Consider the following 19423-nt stretch of genomic DNA (forward strand, 5'->3'; position numbering starts at 1 on the left):
CCTCGGCGGGGCACTCTGACGAAGCGCGGCTAGCGGCGTTCGGTCACGTCCGCCACCTGCGCTCCCAGGGCCCGGACCACCTCGTCGGCTGAGACGGTCGCGGCGACACCGTGAGCGCCCGCGCCGATCGAGACGAGTCGACCGGTGATGCTGCCATCCGCGACGACGGGCCACTGCCGGGTCGACCCGAACGGCGTGATCGTCCCGCGCTCATAGCCCGTGACGTCACGAGCGGTCTCGGCGTCGGGCATCGACAGTCTGCTGACGCCGAGGAGGGAGCGCAGCTTCGGCCACGCGATCTCCCGGTCACCTGGCACGAGGACGAAGAGGTAGTCGTCGTCGCCGCGTCGCACGACCAGCGTCTTGACAATGTCGGCGGGGTGGACGCCGCGGGCGGCCGCGGCCTCCTCGAGCGAGCCCACGCGGCCGTGCCGGGTCAGGGAGTAGTCGACGCCGATGGCGTCCAGGGCTGCGACGGCGCGCTCTTCGCCGGGGGGGTGGTCCACCCTGACACCCTAGGCGCTCCGGCCGGGCGTGGGTCTCCGATCCGAGACACCATTGGGCGTTCACCGGGTCCCACGGGGCGGCCGCGGGTGTGCAATGGTCTGGTTGCACGAACCGCGTGAGAGAGGGCACCGTGAGCTTCGAGTCGATGTGGGACGACCTGCAGCCCGTGGGACGCAGCGCAGCCACCGGGGGGTACCGACGTTTCGCGTGGACCCGCGAGGACCACGACCTGCGTGAGTGGTTCGCCGGCGAGTGCAAGCGACGGGGCCTCGACCTCACCGAGGACCGGATGGGCAACCAGTGGGCGTGGTGGGGCGACCCCGACGAGGCCGTCCGCCGCGGAGCCAAGGGCGTCGTCACGGGGTCCCACCTCGACAGCGTGCCCGATGGTGGAGCGTTCGACGGGCCCCTTGGTGTCGTCAGCGCGCTCGCCGCCCTCGATGCCTTGCGCGACAAAGGCTTCCAGCCATTGCGGCCGGTGGGCGTGGTCAACTTCGTCGACGAGGAGGGGGCACGCTTCGGCGTCGCCTGCGCGGGGTCACGGGTGATCACCGGAGCCATGACGGCAGAGCGGGCCCGCGGCCTCGCCGATGCCGAGGGCGTCACCATGGCCGACGCGCTCGCCCAGGCAGGGCGGGACCCCCACGATCTCGGCCGCGACGACGAGACGGTCGGTCGCATCGGCGCCTTCGTCGAGCTGCACGTCGAGCAGGGCCGTGGCCTCGTCGACCTCAACCACTCGGTGGCTGTCGGGTCCGAGATCTGGCCGCACGGCCGGTGGCGCCTCGACTTCACCGGTGAGGCCAACCATGCCGGGACGACCCGCCTCGAGGACCGTCACGACGCCATGCTGGGTTATGCCGGTGCCGTGCTCGCGGCGCGTCAGGCGGCCGTGACGCACGGTTGCGTCGCGACGATCGGCAAGGTGGCGGTGGTGCCCGGCGGGGTCAATGCCATCCCGAGCGCCGTGACCGGCTGGCTCGATGCCCGTGGTGCGGACGCCGAGGCAGTGCGCCGGGCCGTGGCCGACGTCGGCGCCCTCGTCGAGCGGTCGGGTGGCCGGGTCGTCGAGGAGTCCTGGACGCCGTCGACCGCCTTCGACGAGGACCTGGCCACCCGCCTGCGGACCCGGCTCGGCGGCATACCGGCCCTGGGCACCGGCGCCGGACACGACGCGGGCATCCTCGCCAACGCCGGCGTCCCCACGGCCATGCTGTTCGTCCGCAACCCCACAGGCGTCTCGCACTCGCCGGCCGAGCACGCGGAGCTCGCTGACTGCCTTGAGGGCGTGGTCGCGCTGACGAGCGTCCTCGAGGATCTCGCGGGGCTGGTCCGATGAGCTGGTACTGGGCGGAGCACGCGTGGCTGCCGTCCGGGCTGGCCCACGACGTCCGGCTCGAGGTGGTCGGCGACCGGTTCGGGGCCCTGCACCCGCGCCAGCGGCCCCAACCTGGCGACGAGGTGCTGCGGGGCGTCGTACTCCCCGGCTTCGCCAACGCGCACAGCCACGCCTTCCACCGGGCCCTGCGGGGGCGCACCCACGGCGACGGGGGCAACTTCTGGACGTGGCGCGAGCAGATGTATGCCGTGACACGCCAGCTCGACCCCGACCGTTACTTCACGCTGGCCCGCGCCGTCTATGCCGAGATGGCCCTGGCCGGGATCACCGCGGTGGGCGAGTTCCACTATGTCCATCACGACCTCGACGGCCGGCCCTATGCCGACCCCAATGCCATGGGGCACGCGCTGGTCGAGGCGGCCCGAGAGGCGGGGGTCCGGCTGACCCTGCTCGACACCTGCTATCTCACCGGCGGACTCACGGGTGACGGGCACCTGCCGCTGGACGCGGTGCAGCGCCGGTTCGCCGACCGTGACGTCGACGCCTGGGCCGCCCGCGTGGCCGCGCTCGAGCCCGACGCCACGACGCGGATCGGTGCCGCAGTGCACTCCGTCCGCGCCGTGCCTCGGGACCAGCTCGGGCCCATGGCAGAGGTGACTCGCGGGCGCGTCGTGCACGCGCACGTCAGCGAGCAGCCCGCCGAGAACCTCGCCGCCCAGATGTTCTACGGAGCGACGCCCACCGCTCTCCTGGGCGAAGCGGGCTTCCTCGGCGACCGGTTCTCGGCCGTCCACGCCACCCATCTCAGCGACGCCGACATCGGGCTGCTCGGTGCCGCGCACACGACCGCCTGCTTCTGCCCGACGACCGAGCGCGACCTGGCCGACGGCATCGGCCCGGCGCGCTCCTTGGTTGCCGCCGGGGTCCGGCTGTCGTTGGGGTCGGACCAGAACGCCGTGATCGACCCGTTCGAGGAGATGCGGGGACTGGAGATGCACGAGCGTCTGGTGAGCAACGAGCGCGGCCGTTTCACCCCCGACGAGCTGGTCCGCGCCGCCACCGTCGACGGGCACCACAGCCTGGGCTGGGACCAGGTGGGCCAGCTCGCCGAGGGCCAGGGCGCCGACTTCGTCGTCGTGCGGGCTGACACGGTCAACACTGCGGGCACCAAGCCGGGCCAGGTCATCTACTGCGCCACCAGGGCCGACGTCGACCGAGTGGTCGTCGCCGGCCGCGTGGTCGTCGAGGACGGCCACCATGAGCTCGGCGACGTCGCAGCCCAGCTCGGCAAGGCCCTCGCCGACGTCCGGGAGCACCATTGAGCAGCGTCGTCGTCACCTCCATCGGGGAGCTCGTCACCTGTGACGACAGCACGCCCGACCGGCTCGGCATCCAGCAGGACGCGGCGGTCGTCGTCGAGGACGGCTATGTCGCGTGGGTGGGTCCGGCGTCGCAGGCTCCGGCCGCTGACCGACAGGTCGATGTAGGCGGCCGGGCCGTGCTGCCCGGCTTCGTCGACTCGCATGCGCACCTGGTGTTCGCCGGGGACCGCGGGGAGGAGTTCGCGGCGCGGATGGCCGGGCAGGCCTACGACGGTGGCGGCATCGGGGTCTCCGTCGCTGCCACCCGTGCGGCCGACGACGACACCTTGCGCGCCCTCGTGGCCGGCCGCGTCGCGGAGATGCGCGCCCAGGGCACGACCACCGTCGAGATCAAGAGCGGTTACGGCCTCACGGTCGACGACGAGGTCCGCGCCCTGCGTATCGCCTCCGAGCTCACCCAGGAGACCACCTTCCTGGGGGCGCACGTGGTGCCGAGCGAGTATGCCGCGGACCGCGCGGCATACCTCGACCTCGTCACCGGGCGCATGCTGACGGCCGCCGCACCCTACGCCCGCTGGGTCGACGTGTTCTGCGAACCCGCGTCCGCCCACGCCTTCACCGGTGAGGAGGCGCGGGTCGTCCTCGAGGCGGGTCGTGAGGCGGGTCTCGGGCTGCGCGTGCACGGCAACCAGCTCGACCACGGACCTGGTGTGCAGCTCGCCGTCGAGCTCGGCGCCGCAAGTGTCGACCACTGCACGTACCTGTCCGACCAGGACATCGCCGCCCTGGCCGGTGCCTCCGACGCCACCGTCGCCACGCTGCTGCCGGGCGTCGAGTTCTCGACCCGCTCGCCGTACCCCGATGCCGGGGCGCTGCTGCGGGCAGGCGTCTCGATCGCGCTCGCCACCGACTGCAACCCAGGCACGTGCTACTCCTCGTCAATGCCTTTCGTCATCGCGCTGGCGGTGCGGGAGATGGGTCTGACGCCCGCCCAGGCGGTCTATGCCGCGACCGTCGGGTCAGCGAAGTCGCTGCGCCGCAACGACATCGGCCGCATCGCCCTCGGGGCCCAGGGCGACCTCACCGTGCTTGAGGCGCCGTCCTACGTGCACCTGTCGTACCGCGCCGGCGTGCCCATCGCCAGCGCGCTCGACCTCGATGACGTGGCGTCATAGGAGACCGAGGACGGCGCCGAGTCGATGGCTGCTCGCTTTGGCCACTCGCCGAGGCCCTCATGGACTGTTGGGGAACAGTCGACCGCCACACTCGCTGCCTCAACGGCCGAGGTCTGGGCGTGCCACGGTCATCCCGACCCGCCGCACAGCGCGTTCGTCAGCGGTGGCGCCATCGTCTTTGATGCCTACCAAAACTGCTCGGACAGCTACGACTCCCAGCAAGTGTGTGTGCAGTGGTGGTCCCTGGACTTACTTCGGAGCAGGCACGGCCATCAGCCGGACAGCACGCGGGGCCTTGACCTCACCATGACGGTGGAGGCCAACTCCGCGGGTTGGGTGATCAGCAAGACCGTGCGCAGCCGCGAGGGCGTGATCGATGCGGTGGAAGTCCTCGAGTTCACCCATGGGTCGACCGGTTCACCACCCATGGACGTCACCCCAGACACGTTCGACGACAGGGGTGCCCGTCCGTCGTGGCGAATGGGGAGCTGACGCGGGAGGCCGGGTCTGCGGCCTATCTCAGGCGTCGCCCTCGAGCATGGCCTTGGGCAGGTGACCGGACGACTTCTCGTAGTAGCTGGCCGCCTTGCGGGTCGCGATGGTCCGCGCCGCACCCGTCGCCAGGCCGGTGAGCGCGGCGAACAGCACCGCGTCCTTCCACGGCGTGCGCGGGTCGCGAGGGTCGACGACGGCGTCGCGCCCTGCGGACTTCCAGACCTGGGTGACGACCTTGTTGGCGACGACCCCAGCCAGGATCGCCCCGCCGGTACCCATGATCCGCCAGACCAGTGCGCCCATCTCAGTCCTCCAGAGTTGCCGTGAGCCGTGGCTCCACCCTGCCACATCCCAGGAGTAGTGTTCGACGCGTAACGACAGGGGAGCGCGCGAGCGCTGAGAGTGCGGGCGACCGCAGACCCTCACACCTGATCCGGTTCGCACCGGCGTAGGGAGTCGAGTTCTCAAGCACCTGTCGGGCGGTCGCGCCCCCTGTGCGACCACCCGGCCGGGGCTTCCCCGAGGTATCCACCGGATTCCACGGGAGATGAAAGATGAGCACCACCAACACCCCGGCCGCCTCGGCCGGAACCACGCCGGCGCCTCGCCGGCGCAGCATCCGCGCGACCAGCCCGCTGCTGGGCTGGCGCACCGTCGACATCCTGACCGTCGCGTTCCTCGGCGCGGCGTTCGGTATCGCCTACTGGGGTTGGGGGCTGGCGTACACCGCGCCCGCCACCGCCCTGGGCAACCTCTTCCCGCCGCTCCAGGGCATCACCGGTGGCCCCTGGCTGATGGCCGGTGTCGTCGGAGGGCTCGTCGTCCGGCGACCCGGCGCCGCCCTGGCCTGTGAGGTCATCGCCGCGCTCGTCGAGATGCTCCCGGGCAACCAGTGGGGATTCACCTCGCTGGTCTCCGGCATTCTCCAAGGGGCCGGCGCTGAGATCGCTTTCCTCGTGCTGGGCTACGGCGCCTTCGGGATCGGAGCCGCGCTCCTGGCCGGCGCCCTCTCTGCCCCGCTCGAGGCGGTCTACGAGTGGTTCGTCTACTGGACCGACTGGGGCATGGCCTACAAGGTCGTCTACGGCCTCATCCTCACCGTCTCCGGTGCAGTCATCGCCGGTGGGCTCGGCTGGGGGGTCACCAAGGCGCTGGCCAAGGCGGGTGCTCTCAACGCCTTCCCGCCGGGCCAGGAGGCCCGGGAGTCCACCCCTGTCTGAGGGCGCGGGGGCGGCGGGCCACGTCGAGGTGCGGGGACTGACCTGGCGGCCGTTCGGCCGTCGTGACCCGGTCATCCCCGGCCTCGACCTCGACATCCCGCCCGGGCAGCGCGTCCTGCTCGTCGGCCCGAGCGGCTCCGGCAAGTCCACGCTTCTGCGTGGGCTGGCCGGCGTCCTCGAGGTCGCCGACTCCGGCGAGCGCAGCGGGACCGTGCTCATCGACGGCGCCGAGCCCGGAGCGCGCGCCGGCAGCGTGGGCCTCGTCCTCCAGGAACCTGGGGCGGGCGTGGTGTCGGCGACCATCGGCCGCGATGTGGCCTTCGGCCTGGAGAACATCGGTATGCCGCGCCCGGCCATGCCCGCGCGCGTCGCCGCTGCCCTGGCCGCGGTCCGCCTCACCATGCCGCAGGACACCCCGACCCACGCGTTATCCGGGGGTGAGCAGCAGCGCCTGGCCCTGGCCGGCGCCATGGCTCTCGAGCCTGCAGTGCTGCTGCTCGACGAGCCGACCGCGATGCTGGATCCCGAGAACGCCGCGTCCGTCAGAGCGAGTGTCGGCGAGGTCGTGCGCGCCCGGGGACTGACGACGGTCGTCGTGGAGCACCGGCTGGGACCGTGGGTCGACTTCGCCGACCGGCTGGTCGTGCTCGACCACTGCGGTCACGTCGTGGCCGACGGGGACCCGATGACGATCCTGCACGAGCATGGTGCGGAGCTCGCCGCCCAGGGGATCTGGGTCCCGGGGTTGCCCGACCCCGAGCCACGCGGCATACCCCACCACGTCTTCGGGCCACCGCGCCTCGGCGCCAACGTCGTGGCGCTCGATGCTGCCGACGTGACGGTCCACCGCGTGGTGCGGCGCCTGGACGGGTCGGTCCGGCGGACGGCGGCGGTGGACGGCCAGTGGTTCCAGGCGCGAGCAGGGCAGCTGCACGGGCTCGTGGGGCCCAGCGGCTCGGGCAAGTCGACCCTCCTGCTGGCGCTCGCCGGCCTCATCGACCGCGACGAGGGCGCGGTGCGCGTCCACCCGGAGCTCGCGGCCGACGGCTCCCGCGACCCGCGCGACTGGTCCACCATCGAGCTGGCCCGGGTGCTGGCGTGGGTGCCGCAGTGGGCCAGCTCGACGATCGTCGCGCGCACCGTGCTGGACGAGGTGATGACCACCTCGCGGGCGGTCGGGCTCGTCGAGTCCGAGGCGCTCACCCGCGCGCAGCTGCTACTGGACATCCTCGGGCTCGGTGACCTGCACAGCGCCGACCCCCGGCACCTCTCCGGTGGAGAGCAGCGCCGCCTCGCGATGGCCGCCGCCGTCGTGCACCAGCCTGCCGTCCTGCTCGCCGATGAGGCGACCGTGGGGCAGGACCGGCTCACCTGGGCAGCCGTGATGGGGGTCGTGGAGTCGCTGCGTGACGCCGGCTCGGCCGTGGTGCTGACCACCCACGACGACGCCGTGGTGGCGAGGGCCGACACCGTCACGTCGATGATGCGGCCCGCTCAGCCCCCCGAGCCGCCGGCTCCACGCCGGCCGCTGGTCGCCCGCTGTGGGCCACTGTCTCTCCTGGCCGCCGCCGCGCTGGCCATCCCCGCAGGCATCGTCTCGCCGCACTGGCGCACCAGCCTGGGGGTCCTTGCCGTCGAGCTCGTGCTCGCGATGCTCGGCCTCTGGGCGCCCGGGGAGGGCCACCCGCCGCGCCGCACGCGGGCAGTCACCGTCCGTCTTCTGCCCGGCCTTCTCGGCGTGGCCTCGGTCGCCTGGTCCACGTGGCTCTTGGGGTCGCACGACCGCGAGCTCGCCGCGGTCGGCGGCCTGCGGGTGCTGATCATCGTGTTCCCCTCAGCGGTGCTGATCCAGTACGTCGACGCCGACGCGCTCGGCGACCACCTCGCGCAGCTCCTGCGACTGCCCCCTCGGCCGGTCGTCGCGCTCGCCGCCGCACTCCAGCGGGTCCACATCTTCGGCGACCTGTGGTCCGAGACGGCCCGGGCCCGGCGGATCCGCGGGGTCGGCGCCACCCTGCGCTCCCCGGCGTCCGTGCTGGCCGAGGTCGGCGCCCTCACGATCGGCATCCTGGTGCGTTCCCTCCAAGCCGCTGCCGAGCTCTCCGTGGCGATGGATGCTCGGGGCTTCGCGACGGCATACGCAAGGTCGTGGGCGGCTCCCGCCCCCTGGCGCCGCCGGGACACCCTGGTCGTGATGGCGTCCGCCCTGCCGTTGACGGTGGCCTGGCTCGCGTAGCCCCTTGTGCGGCACCGGCCCGCGGAGCAAGGTGACCTCATGAACCGTCTCAACGAGGCTGACGGGCCCAGGTCGCCGGAGGCGATCCGGAACGTCGTGATGGTGGGGTCGAGCGGCGCCGGCAAGACGGCGCTGTTCGAGAAGCTGGTGGCGGCCCGGGTTCCGGGCCGCCGCTCTCGTGAGGGGGCCATCACGCCGACCCTCACGCTCACCGTCGCCGACCTGCCGACGGGGTCGGTGACGGTCAACCTGCTCGACACCCCGGGACATGCTGACTTCGTGGGTGAGGTGCGGGCCGGGCTCCGGGCAGCGGATGCCGCCCTGTTCGTCGTCTCCGCCGCCGAGGGCGTCGACGAGCCGACACGGCTGCTGTGGAGGGAGTGCGACGTCCTCGGTATGCCGCGTGCCGTGGCCATCACGCGCCTGGAGCAGGCACGGGCGGACTTCGACGGCACCGTTGCCGCGTGCAAGCGAGCCTTCGGTGACGCCGAGCCGCTCGCGCTGCCGCTGGTCGAGGGAGGCGTCGTCGTCGGGCTGATGAACCTGCTGCGCAGGACCGTGACGGAGTACCGGGACGGTGAGCCCGATGACCGGGAGCCGACCGCCGACGAGGGCGAGCTCATCGATGCCCAACGTGGAGACCTCATCGAGGCGGTCATCGAGGAGTCGGAGGACGAGTCCCTGCTCGAGGGCTATCTCGGTGGCGAGGACGTCGACACCGAAGCAGTGGCCAAGGACCTTCGCCTGGCCATCGCCACCGCCCGTTTCTTCCCGATCCTGCCCACCCACGCGCCTGGTGGCGTCGGAGTGGAGTCGCTGCTGGAGCTGTTCGAGCACGGGTTCCCATCACCGGCGGGCGCGTCGATCCCCCGGGTGTTCACCCCGGCGGGAGGCGACTTCGGAGCGGTCGCCTGCGACCCGGACGGCCCCCTGGTCGCCGAGATCATCCGCACCACCACCGACCCGTTCGTGGGGAGGCAGTCGCTCGTGCGGGTCTTCTCCGGCACGCTGCGCCCTGACGAGCCGGTCCACATCTCCGGGCACCTGCAGCACTTCGCGGCCCACCTCGTGGAGGAGCACGCCGACCACGACACCGACGACGAGCGGGTCGGCCCACTCGCCTCCCCGTCGGGGGAGGACAGCCGGGCGGTCTCGGCCGCGGTGGCGGGCGACATCGTCCTCGTGAGCAAGCTGGCCGGAGCCGAGACCTCGGACACGCTCTCGCACAAGGACCGCCCGGCCCTGGTGGAGCCGTGGCTGCTGCCGAACCCGCTGCTCCCCGTGGCCGTGCATGCCAAGTCCAAGGGCGACGAGGACAAGCTGGGGAGTGCCTTGCAGCGGCTCGTCGCCGAGGACGTCACCATGCGGCTGGAGCACAACGCGGAGACGCATCAGCTGGTCCTCTGGGCGATGGGTCCCGCCCATGTGGACCAGCTGATCTCGGCCCTCGAGCAGCGGTACCACGTGGCCGTCGAGGTCGAGCCGGTCCGGACGTCGCTGCGCGAGACGTTCGTGCGCCCGACCTCCGTGCAGGGCCGGCTGGTGAAACAGTCCGGTGGGCATGGGCAGTACGCCGTCTGCCAGCTGGAGATCGAGCCGCTGGAGCGGGGCGCGGGGATCGAGTTCGTCGACAAGGTGGTCGGGGGCGCGGTGCCCCGTCAGTACATCCCCTCGGTCGAGAAGGGCGCCCGCACCCAGCTCGAGAAGGGTGTGCTCGCGGGATACCCGGTGGTCGACGTGCGCGTGACGCTGGTGGACGGCAAGGCGCACTCGGTGGACTCCTCCGACATGGCGTTCCAGACCGCGGCCGGGATGGCCCTGCGGGAGGCGGCGAACGACACGACGGTCTCGATGCTGGAGCCCGTGGACGAGGTACGTATCGAGGTCTCGGACGACGCGGTCGGCAGCGTGCTGGCGGACCTGCGCGGGCGCCGGGGGCAGGTGCACGGGACGGCTCCCGCCGACGTCGAGGGGCGGACGACGATCATGGCCGAGGTGCCGGCCCACGAGCTGTCGAGGTATCCGGTGGACCTTCGTTCGGTCTCGCACGGCACGGGCACCTTCACCCGGCGGTTCGTGCGCTACGACTACATGCCGCCCGCCTTGGCGCGTGAGGTCACCGCCCGCTGACGTGGGGCACTGTGCCTCAGCCTCGACACCCGGTGGCGACGGCGAGGGCCGCGCAGATCTCGCTCATCCTGGCGTCACCGAGCCGGCCGATGCGATCCACCAAGAGCGCTACAGAGACGTTCTCGACCGAGTCGAGGCTGACGAAGCACGGCCGCGGGACCGGGTCGATGCCGGGATGCAGCTCGACCTGGGTCGGGAGTCCGCGAACCGTCGTCGTGCACGGGCCGATGATCGCGTGCCGGCGACCGGCGATGGCCGTGTCGCGGGACAGGACGACCGCGGGTCGGCGCCCGACCCCTGGGAGCTCGCACCACCACACCTCGCCGCGCTGTGGCAGTGAGCTCATCGGCGGTCGGCCGCCCGTGCAGCGTCGCTCCAGGATGCGAGGTCGCCCCAGGCGTCCGGTTCATCGATCGGGTGTTCCGCATAAGCCTTGGCGTAGGCCGCATCAATCTCTGCCTCGCGGTGCTGCGCAAGGTAGGCGGTGAGCGCTGCCTCGAGGAGGGACGCGTCCGTGCGGTCTCCGTGGACAGCCCGCGCTCGCTCGAGCAGGGCGGTGTCCACGGTCGTGCTCAGTCGGGCCTTGGTCATGCCATCATTATGCCACGATAATGCCATGACCTCAGCAGGGGCCGCCGGGATCAGCCGAGCAGGGCGGCAGGAGTCTCCACCCGGCCGCGGCGTGCGAGGTATCCGTGCCAGAGCAGTCGTGCCGCGGTGGAGCGATGGGGCCGCCAGCGCTCGCCGATCACCTCGAGTGCGGAGGCGTCAGGCGCGACGGCCAGGCCGAGGGCCTCGGCGGCGGCGACCTGGAGGGCGCGGTCACCGACCGGCCACAGGTCCGGGCGACCGAGGCAGGCCAGCAGATAGACGTCGGCGGTCCACGGCCCCACCCCGGGCAACGCGACCAGCGCTCGCCGAGCCGCCTGGTCGTCGAGCTCGGCCAGGCCGGCGAGGTCGAGTGCGCCGGTCTCCACGGCGACCGCCAGCGCGCGCAGGTAGCGGTCCTTCTGCCGCGAGACCCCGTCGAGCCGCAGCTCCTCGGGCGTCGTGGCCAGGAGTGCCGCGGGCGTCATGGCTCCGGTGCGGGCGACGACCTTGCGGTATGCCGCCGCCGCGGAGGCGAGCGACACCTGCTGCTCGAGGATGAGCAGGACCAGGCTGGGGAACCCGGCGGGGCGCCGCCACAGGACCGGTATGCCGTGCTCGGTCACCACCCGGGCCAGGTCGCCATCGCGGGCGACGAGATCCGCCACCGTCTCGGCGAACAGCGCGTCATCCACGGTCGCGACCTTATCCGCGACCCGGGAACAATCCGATGCCGACCAAAGTTGAGCGGAGTGAACGCAAGTTTGGCGCCCTCGATTTGCCACGCGGCATACCGGCTCCTAACTTGAGTGCAGGCAACTCAACTCGAGCACTACAGGAGACATCACCATGGCACGTGCGGTCGGCATCGACCTCGGCACCACCAACTCGGCCGTCGCAGTCCTCGAAGGCGGCGAGCCCACCATCATCGCCAACGCGGAGGGCGGTCGCACCACCCCGTCCGTCGTCGCGTTCTCCAAGGGAGGCGAGGTCCTGGTCGGCGAGATCGCCAAGCGTCAGGCCGTCACCAACGTCGACCGGACCATCCGCTCGGTCAAGCGCCACATCGGCACCGACTGGAAGTCGCCGGAGATCGACGGCAAGACCTACACGGCTCAGGAGATCAGCGCCCGCATCCTCCAGAAGCTCAAGCGCGACGCCGAGGCCTACCTCGGTGAGGACGTCACCGACGCGGTGATCACCGTCCCCGCGTACTTCGACGACCACGAGCGCCAGGCCACCAAGGAGGCCGGTGAGATCGCGGGTCTCAACGTCCTGCGCATCATCAACGAGCCCACCGCCGCGGCCCTCGCGTACGGCCTCGACAAGGGCAAGGAGGACGAGCTCATCCTCGTCTTCGACCTCGGTGGTGGCACCTTCGACGTGTCCCTCCTTGAGGTCGGCAAGGACCCCGAGGACGGCTTCTCCACCATCCAGGTGCGCGCCACCTCCGGTGACAACCAGCTCGGTGGTGACGACTGGGACGAGCGCATCGTCAAGCACCTGCTCACCACGGTCCGCAACACCTCGGGCGTCGACCTGTCCAAGGACAAGATCGCCATGCAGCGTCTGCGCGACGCCGCCGAGCAGGCCAAGAAGGAGCTGTCGTCCTCGACCAGCACCAACGTCAGCCTGCAGTACCTCTCGATGTCCGAGAACGGCCCGATCCACCTCGAGGAGACCATCAGCCGCGCGCAGTTCGAGCAGCTGACCAAGGACCTGCTCGACCGCACCAAGCAGCCGTTCCACAACGTCATCAAGGACGCGGGCATCTCCCTGTCCGACATCGACCACGTGGTCCTCGTCGGTGGCTCGACCCGCATGCCCGCCGTCTCGGCTCTGGTCAAGGAGCTCACGGGTGGGAAGGAGCCCAACAAGGGCGTCAACCCCGACGAGGTCGTGGCCGTGGGCGCCAGCCTTCAGGCCGGTGTCCTCAAGGGCGAGCGCAAGGACGTCCTGCTCATCGACGTCACGCCGCTGAGCCTGGGTATCGAGACCAAGGGTGGGCTGTTCACCAAGCTCATCGAGCGCAACACCGCGATCCCGACGAAGCGCTCTGAGGTGTTCTCGACCGCTGAGGACAACCAGCCCAGCGTGCTGATCCAGGTGTTCCAGGGTGAGCGCGAGATCGCCCAGCACAACAAGCAGCTCGGCACCTTCGAGCTCACCGGCATCGCGCCCGCGCCGCGTGGCGTGCCGCAGATCGAGGTCACCTTCGACATCGACGCCAACGGCATCGTCAACGTGTCCGCCAAGGACCGTGGCACCGGCCAGGAGCAGAAGATCACGATCTCCGGTGGCTCGGCCCTCGCCAAGGAGGACATCGAGCGGATGATCAAGGAGGCCGAGGCCCACGCGGAGGAGGACCGCCAGCGCCGCGAGGAGACCGAGGCCCGCAACACCGCCGAGCAGCTCGTCTACTCGACCGAGAAGTTCCTCGCCGACAACGGCGACAAGATCCCGGCCGACGGCCGCGCTGATGTCGACGCCGCCCTCGAGGACCTCAAGTCGGCCCTCAAGGCAGACTCGGGCGTCAGTGCCGAGGACATCGCGAAGAAGAGCGCGAAGCTGTCCGAGGAGTCCCAGAAGGTGGGCACGGCGATGTATGCCGCCGCCTCCGAGGCGGATGCCGCGTCCGGTGAGGGCGAGGGCGCGCACGCCGGCGGATCGACCGGGGGTGCGGCGCATGACGACGTCGTGGATGCCGAGGTCGTCGAGGACGACGAGGACGCCAAGTGACCGAGCAGAGCCCCTCTGCCAACGAGCCCGAGGTGGTGGTGGGTGAGGCTTCCGAGCCCACCACCGCCTCGGCGGCAAGCGAGCCCGCCTCGGCGGTGGACGCTCAGCCGAGCCAGGATGCCGAGGTGGGGGCCGAGCAGGTGCAGGCCGAGCAGGAGGCGGTCGCCGACCAGCAGCCCGCTGCGGACCGCGACCTGGCTGCCGAGCGGCTTGCCGACCTGCAGCGTCTGCAGGCCGAGTACGTCAACTACAAGCGTCGCGTCGACCGTGACCGGGCTCTCGTCCAGGAGCGCGCCGCACAGTCGGTCATCGAGGCGCTCCTGCCGGTGCTCGACGACATCCACGGTGCGCGCGAGCACGGAGACCTCGTCGACGGCCCGTTCGCGGCGATCGCCGACAAGCTCGAGGGCGTGCTCGCCAAGTTCGGGCTCGAGCGCTACGGCGAGCCCGGCGAGGAGTTCGACCCCAACCGGCACGAGGCCCTCATGCACACCGCGTGGCCGCAGGACGGCTCGGTGTCCTCGGCCGGCTCGACCACCGTGGTCCAGGTGCTCCAGCCGGGCTACCGGGCCGGCGAGCAGATCCTTCGGGCGGCGCGTGTCGCCGTGGCCGACCCCGAGTGACGGCGGCATCATCACGCCAGGCGTCGACCGGACACGAACACGACGCATCGACCTGAGAGGAGGACGCCGACATGGCTAGTCAGGACTGGTTCGAGAAGGACTTCTACGCGATTCTCGGCGTCCCCCAGGATGCCGACGACGCCGCGATCAAGAAGGCATACCGCAAGCTGGCGCGCACCTACCACCCCGACCAGAACCCTGGCGACGCCTCGGCCGAGCAGCGGTTCAAGGAGATCGGCGAGGCGCACTCGGTGCTGTCCGACGCCGAGCAGCGTCGGGAGTACGACGCCGTGCGCCAGATGGCGCGCGGTGGCGCGCGCTTCACCGCGGGCGGCCCGGGCGGCGGCACCGGGGGCTTCGAGGACGTCTTCTCCTCCATGTTCGGCGGAGGGGGAGGCGGGGGCACCCGCGTCCGTTACTCGACCGGCGGCGCGCAGCCTGACCTCGAGGACATCCTCGGCGGGATGTTCGGCGGAGGCGGCTCGCCCTACGGCGGTTTCGGCGGCACTCGGGGGCCGCGCAAGGGAGCCGACCTCACCGCCCGGACGACACTGTCCTTCCGTGACGCCGTCAACGGTGCCACCGTCACGCTCGGCACCGCCGACGGTGGCCAGATCACGACGCGGATTCCCGCTGGGGTCAAGGACGGCCAGAAGATCCGGCTGCGCGGCAAGGGCCAGCCTGGCGATGCCGGAGCCCCTGCCGGCGACCTCCTGCTGACCGTGAGCGTCGAGCCCCACCCTGTGTTCGGGCGCGACGGCGACAACCTCACGGTCGAGCTGCCGGTGACCTTCGCCGAGGCGGTGCTGGGCGCGACCGTGTCCGTCCCCACCCTCGACGGGAAGCCGGTCAAGGTGCGCATCGCCCCAGGGACGCCCAGCGGGCGCGTTCTGCGGGTCAAGGGTCGCGGCGTGCCCAAGCGCGACAAGGCCGGCGACCTGCTCGTCACGGTCAACGTCGTGGTGCCGCAGCGTCTCTCCGACGAGGCGAAGGCTGCAGTCGAGGCGCTGCAGGCTCACGACGAGGGCTACGACCCGCGGGCGCCGCTGTTCGCCGAGGCGCAGCGGTGAGTGCCGACGACGTCCGGGGCGTGTCGCCTCAGGACGACGACCCGGTCTTCGTCATCTCGGCGGCGGCGACCCTGGCCGGAATGCACGCACAGACCTTGCGCCAGTACGACCGCCTCGGCCTGGTGACGCCGTCACGCACCCGCGGCGGCGGTCGGCGGTACTCCGCCCGTGACGTGGAGCAGCTCCGTGAGGTGCAGCGGCTCTCCCAGGAGGGTGTCAGCCTCGCGGGCATCCAGCGCATCATGGAGCTCGAGAACCACGTCAGCGCGTTGCGCGCCCGCGTCCTCGAGCTGACTGACGAGCTCCAGCAGGCTCGCGACGCAGCCCAGTACCGCCGTCCGGACACCTCGCGGGTCTTCGCCGTCGCGCCCACCGGTGACGTCGTGGCGCTGCGGGCAGGCCAGCGCCCTCGGGTGACCCGCAACCAGGCCCTTGTGGTCTGGCGTCCGCACTCCTGAGCAACCCATGCCCCACCCTTCGACGACCCGTATGCCGCGTGGCCCAGCCACGCGGCATACTCGCGTTATGACTGAGCACCTGATGGTCTTCCCCGAGAAGGAGACCGCCGAGGAGATCGCTGCCGAACTGGCCCACGAGGGGTTCAGCGAGGTGCGGGTGGTGCGCGAGGCGCTGGCTGGCGAGGACGACTCCGAGGACCATGAGTGGGCGGTCTACGTCGTCGAGGAGATGGTGGCCGACGAGTCCGGACCCGTCGAGGGCGGCCTGCGCGACCGGTTCTCGGCGCTGGCCGAGGAGCACGGCGGCTGGTACGACCCCGAGCCCGCGCCCGAGCTCCTCTGAGGCGCTCCCGCTCCGCTGGAGGTCCAAAGTTGAGTGGAATAGACTCAATTTTGGGGTCGTTGACCCTGAGGACCACCCCCGACCACAGGAGACCAGTCCCGCATGGAGCTCAAGCCCACCACCAAGGTGGGGGAGGCGCTGGCCCTCGCGCAGCGTGAGGCGCAGGGCAGCGGCAACCCCGAGATCACCCCGGCCCACCTCGCCCTCGTGCTCGCCCAGCAGCCCGACACGACGACGCCCGCGCTGCTGACTGCCGGCGGGACGTCGGCCGAGGCCGTCGCGGCCGCCGCACGGCACACCCTCGGCTCGCTGCCCCGCACCTCGGGCAGCTCGGTGCAGCCCCCGGGCCTCGGCCAGCAGGCGCTCGCGGTGCTGCAGCATGCCCAGACCCTGATGCAGGCCATGGGCGACACGCACCTGTCCACCGACGTCCTGCTGCTCGCCCTGGTCGAGAAGGGCGCGATCAGCGCCGACGCCAAGGCGATCGAGGCGCAGATCCCCGTGCTGCGCGGTGGCCACAAGGTGACCTCCGAGGACCCGCAGGCCACCTCCGAGGCCCTGGAGAAGTACGGCACCGACCTGACCCAGGCCGCACGTGACGGCAAGCTGGACCCGGTCATCGGCCGTGACTCCGAGATCCGCCGGGTCGTTCAGGTGCTGTCGCGCCGAACCAAGAACAACCCCGTCCTCATCGGCGAGCCCGGCGTCGGGAAGACCGCCGTCGTCGAGGGGCTGGCGCAGCGCATCGTCGACGGTGACGTGCCGGAGTCGCTGCGCGACAAGCGGCTCATCAGCCTCGACCTCGGCGCCATGGTCGCCGGTGCGAAGTACCGCGGCGAGTTCGAGGAGCGGCTCAAGGCCGTCCTCGAGGAGATCAAGGACAGCAACGGCCAGATCGTCACGTTCATCGACGAGCTGCACACCGTCGTCGGGGCCGGCGCCACCGGCGAGAGCGCCATGGATGCCGGCAACATGCTCAAGCCGCTGCTCGCGCGCGGCGAGCTCCGCCTCGTCGGCGCGACCACCCTCGACGAGTACCGCCAGCACATCGAGAAGGACGCCGCCCTCGAGCGCCGCTTCCAGCAGGTCTTCGTCGGGGAGCCCTCTGTCGAGGACACCATCGCCATCCTGCGCGGGCTCAAGGAGCGCTACGAGGCGCACCACAAGGTCGAGATCGAGGACTCCGCGCTGGTCGCGGCCGCCGCGCTGTCCGACCGCTACATCACCGGGCGCCAGCTGCCCGACAAGGCCATCGACCTCGTCGACGAGGCGGCGTCGCGGCTGCGCATGGAGATCGACTCCTCGCCCGTCGAGATCGACGAGCTGCGCCGCGCCGTCGACCGGCTCCGGATGGAGGAGCTGCACCTCGAGCGCGAGACCGACGACGCCTCCGTCGAACGGCTCGAACGGCTGCGCCAGGACCTCGCCGACAAGTCCGAGCAGCTCGCCGCCCTCAACGCCCGCTGGGAGGCCGAGAAGTCCGGCCTGAACCGCGTCGGCGAGCTCAAGGCCCGGATCGACGACCTGCGCACGCAGGCGGACCGGCTCCAGCGCGAGGGCGACTACGAGAAGGCGTCGCGCCTGCTCTACGGCGAGATCCCCGAGCTGGAGAAGCAGCTCGCGGCGGCCAACGCCCAGGAGCAGCAGGCAGCCACGCTCGACCAGGACCTCATGGTCAAGGAGCGGGTGGGCGCGGAGGACATCGCCGAGGTCATCAGCGCCTGGACCGGCATCCCGGCCGGGCGTCTGCTCCAGGGCGAGACCGAGAAGCTGCTCACCATGGAGTCGATCATCGGTGCGCGGCTGATCGGCCAGGAGCGGGCCGTGCAGGCGGTCAGCGACGCGGTGCGCCGCTCGCGCGCGGGTCTGGCCGACCCCAACCGGCCGACCGGGTCGTTCCTGTTCCTCGGCCCGACCGGCGTGGGCAAGACCGAGCTCGCCAAGAGCCTGGCCGACTTCCTCTTCGACGACGAGCGCGCGATGGTGCGCATCGACATGAGCGAGTACTCAGAGCGGCACGCCGTGGCGCGGCTCATCGGCGCTCCACCCGGCTACGTCGGCTACGAGGAGGGCGGTCAGCTCACCGAGGCGGTGCGGCGCCGGCCCTACTCGGTCGTCCTGCTGGACGAGGTCGAGAAGGCCCACCCCGAGACCTTTGACATCCTCCTGCAGGTGCTCGACGACGGTCGGCTGACCGATGGCCAAGGCCGCACCGTGGACTTCCGCAACGTCATCCTGGTCATGACCAGCAACCTCGGCAGCCAGTTCCTCGTCGACCCGACGCTGGACGAGACGGCCAAGCGTGACGCCGTGATGTCCGTGGTGCGGGCGAGCTTCAAGCCCGAGTTCCTCAACCGGCTCGACGAGGTCGTCATCTTCGACGCCCTCACCTCCAGCGAGCTGGCCCACATCGTCGAGCTGCAGGTCCGCGAGCTCGCCTCGCGCCTGCGCGACCGGCGGATCACCCTCGAGGTGACCGACGCGGCACGGGAGTGGCTGGCCATCACCGGCTATGACCCGGCATACGGGGCGCGGCCGTTGCGCCGCCTGGTCCAGAAGGAGATCGGCGACCGGCTCGCCAAGGCGGTCCTCTCCGGGGCCGTGCATGACGGCGAGCGGGTGGTCGTGGACCTCGATGTCGAGGCCGACGCTCTAGTGGTGGAGCCGGGCGCGGGCGTACACACTGGCACGCATGCATAGTGCCTCCAGCGCCTCCGGTGCCTCCAGAGACTCCAGCGGCTCCGGCGGTTCCCTAGGACTCGACCGGCGGCCGGACGGCGTCAGCGACGCCACGGTCGAGGCGGCCGGCAAGGTCAGTGAGGCGTTCGAGTGCATCGAGCAGGTGCGCGGCAGCCTGTATGCCGCGCACCGCCTCACCGGCACGGCCGACCTTGCGCTCGGGGAGGCAGTCGAGCTCCTGCGGAAGGCCGGCCATGACGAGCTCGCCGACACGGTCGACCGCGAGATGGTGGGGCGCAACGTACTGCCGGGGCGCTGGACGTTCCAGCTGGTGGAGGAGTTCGACGACGGGTACTACGCGGACTTCCAGCGCATCGAACGACTCGTGCGCGACCAGCTGATGGGTGGCCGTCGGCACGTCTTCGAGGCAGAGATGAAGTCAGCCCGCCGCACTCCTGGCCTCCCCGGTCACGAGCCGACCCCGAATGACGTGCGCTAG

Annotated in this window: 18 protein-coding genes and 1 riboswitch; of the genes, 13 read left to right on the top strand and 5 right to left on the bottom strand. The window is 71.4% G+C overall.

All coding sequences use genetic code 11. The features are described 5' to 3' along the window. Positions 1 to 29: 29 nt before the first annotated feature. A complete protein-coding gene (locus VGN50_RS00220) occupies positions 30 to 506 on the bottom strand; it encodes a YbaK/EbsC family protein (protein WP_327442611.1) in 477 nt (158 codons plus the stop codon). A 131-nt stretch (positions 507 to 637) separates the two neighbouring features. Here VGN50_RS00220 and VGN50_RS00225 point away from each other — a divergent pair, with 131 nt between their 5' ends. From VGN50_RS00225 to hutI, 3 genes are read left to right on the top strand one after another with little or no spacing between them, the layout of a single operon-like run. Next, complete coding sequence (locus VGN50_RS00225) at positions 638 to 1846, top strand: allantoate amidohydrolase (RefSeq protein WP_327442612.1); 1209 nt, start codon at positions 638 to 640, stop codon at positions 1844 to 1846. Further along, entirely contained in the window at positions 1843 to 3168 is a 1326-nt protein-coding gene (locus tag VGN50_RS00230; RefSeq protein WP_327442613.1) for a formimidoylglutamate deiminase, read from the top strand. The genes VGN50_RS00225 and VGN50_RS00230 overlap by 4 nt, the downstream gene beginning before the upstream one ends. Then, positions 3165 to 4343, top strand: coding sequence for an imidazolonepropionase (gene hutI, locus VGN50_RS00235; RefSeq protein ID WP_327442614.1), 1179 nt, complete (start codon positions 3165 to 3167; stop codon positions 4341 to 4343). The genes VGN50_RS00230 and hutI overlap by 4 nt, the downstream gene beginning before the upstream one ends. Before the next feature lie 519 nt (positions 4344 to 4862). Here the strand turns inward: hutI and VGN50_RS00240 are convergent. Further along, positions 4863 to 5141 (bottom strand): DUF4235 domain-containing protein, encoded by a 279-nt coding sequence (locus tag VGN50_RS00240; RefSeq protein WP_327442615.1) that lies wholly within the window; start codon positions 5139 to 5141, stop codon positions 4863 to 4865. A gap of 66 nt (positions 5142 to 5207) precedes the next feature. After that, a riboswitch (TPP riboswitch) is annotated at positions 5208 to 5310 on the top strand. 82 nt (positions 5311 to 5392) lie between these two features. Between VGN50_RS00240 and VGN50_RS00245 the strand changes: the two genes are divergently transcribed. Genes VGN50_RS00245 through VGN50_RS00255 form a run of 3 tightly spaced genes read left to right on the top strand, consistent with a single transcriptional unit; the run spans position 5393 to position 10424 of the window. Then, complete coding sequence (locus tag VGN50_RS00245; RefSeq protein ID WP_327442616.1) at positions 5393 to 6058, top strand: ECF transporter S component; 666 nt, start codon at positions 5393 to 5395, stop codon at positions 6056 to 6058. A gap of 28 nt (positions 6059 to 6086) precedes the next feature. Continuing rightward, complete coding sequence (locus VGN50_RS00250; RefSeq protein WP_327442617.1) at positions 6087 to 8294, top strand: ATP-binding cassette domain-containing protein; 2208 nt, start codon at positions 6087 to 6089, stop codon at positions 8292 to 8294. 39 nt (positions 8295 to 8333) lie between these two features. Then, the gene (locus VGN50_RS00255; protein ID WP_327442618.1) at positions 8334 to 10424 is read left to right on the top strand and encodes an elongation factor G-like protein EF-G2; all 2091 of its coding nucleotides are present in this window, start codon (positions 8334 to 8336) and stop codon (positions 10422 to 10424) included. Positions 10425 to 10440: 16 nt separating this feature from the next. Here VGN50_RS00255 and VGN50_RS00260 read toward each other — a convergent pair whose 3' ends face one another. From VGN50_RS00260 to VGN50_RS00270, 3 genes are read right to left on the bottom strand one after another with little or no spacing between them, the layout of a single operon-like run. After that, positions 10441 to 10770, bottom strand: a complete 330-nt coding sequence (locus tag VGN50_RS00260; protein ID WP_327442619.1) for a type II toxin-antitoxin system PemK/MazF family toxin — start codon at positions 10768 to 10770, stop codon at positions 10441 to 10443. After that, complete coding sequence (locus tag VGN50_RS00265; protein ID WP_327442620.1) at positions 10767 to 11015, bottom strand: antitoxin MazE5; 249 nt, start codon at positions 11013 to 11015, stop codon at positions 10767 to 10769. The genes VGN50_RS00260 and VGN50_RS00265 overlap by 4 nt, the downstream gene beginning before the upstream one ends. A gap of 50 nt (positions 11016 to 11065) precedes the next feature. Then, entirely contained in the window at positions 11066 to 11707 is a 642-nt protein-coding gene (locus VGN50_RS00270) for a hypothetical protein (protein ID WP_327442621.1), read from the bottom strand. Between the two features lie 154 nt (positions 11708 to 11861). On the opposite strand from VGN50_RS00270, the gene dnaK reads away from it, so the two are divergent. The 7 genes from dnaK to VGN50_RS00305 all read left to right on the top strand — a co-directional run bounded on the left by dnaK (position 11862) and on the right by VGN50_RS00305 (position 19423). Beyond that, positions 11862 to 13751, top strand: coding sequence for a molecular chaperone DnaK (dnaK, locus tag VGN50_RS00275; RefSeq protein ID WP_327442622.1), 1890 nt, complete (start codon positions 11862 to 11864; stop codon positions 13749 to 13751). Beyond that, positions 13748 to 14374: a nucleotide exchange factor GrpE gene (gene grpE / locus VGN50_RS00280; protein ID WP_327442623.1), complete on the top strand. Its 627-nt coding sequence runs from the start codon at positions 13748 to 13750 to the stop codon at positions 14372 to 14374. The genes dnaK and grpE overlap by 4 nt, the downstream gene beginning before the upstream one ends. A 71-nt stretch (positions 14375 to 14445) precedes the next feature. Then, on the top strand, positions 14446 to 15444 hold the full coding sequence (locus VGN50_RS00285; protein ID WP_327442624.1) for a DnaJ C-terminal domain-containing protein: 999 nt from the start codon (positions 14446 to 14448) through the stop codon (positions 15442 to 15444). Next, positions 15441 to 15902 carry a heat shock protein transcriptional repressor HspR gene (locus VGN50_RS00290; RefSeq protein ID WP_327442625.1) on the top strand — a complete coding sequence of 154 codons (462 nt, stop codon included), beginning with the start codon at positions 15441 to 15443 and terminating at the stop codon, positions 15900 to 15902. Before VGN50_RS00285 ends, VGN50_RS00290 begins: the two co-directional genes overlap by 4 nt. Before the next feature lie 67 nt (positions 15903 to 15969). Beyond that, the gene (locus VGN50_RS00295) at positions 15970 to 16245 is read left to right on the top strand and encodes a ribonuclease E inhibitor RraB (RefSeq protein WP_327442626.1); all 276 of its coding nucleotides are present in this window, start codon (positions 15970 to 15972) and stop codon (positions 16243 to 16245) included. 102 nt (positions 16246 to 16347) lie between these two features. After that, entirely contained in the window at positions 16348 to 18945 is a 2598-nt protein-coding gene (clpB, locus tag VGN50_RS00300; RefSeq protein ID WP_327442627.1) for an ATP-dependent chaperone ClpB, read from the top strand. Further along, positions 18938 to 19423, top strand: a complete 486-nt coding sequence (locus VGN50_RS00305) for a hypothetical protein (protein ID WP_327442628.1) — start codon at positions 18938 to 18940, stop codon at positions 19421 to 19423. The genes clpB and VGN50_RS00305 overlap by 8 nt, the downstream gene beginning before the upstream one ends.

Origin of the sequence: Pedococcus sp. (assembly GCF_036000045.1) — a bacterium.
Taxonomy (GTDB): Bacteria; Actinomycetota; Actinomycetes; order Actinomycetales; family Dermatophilaceae; genus Pedococcus.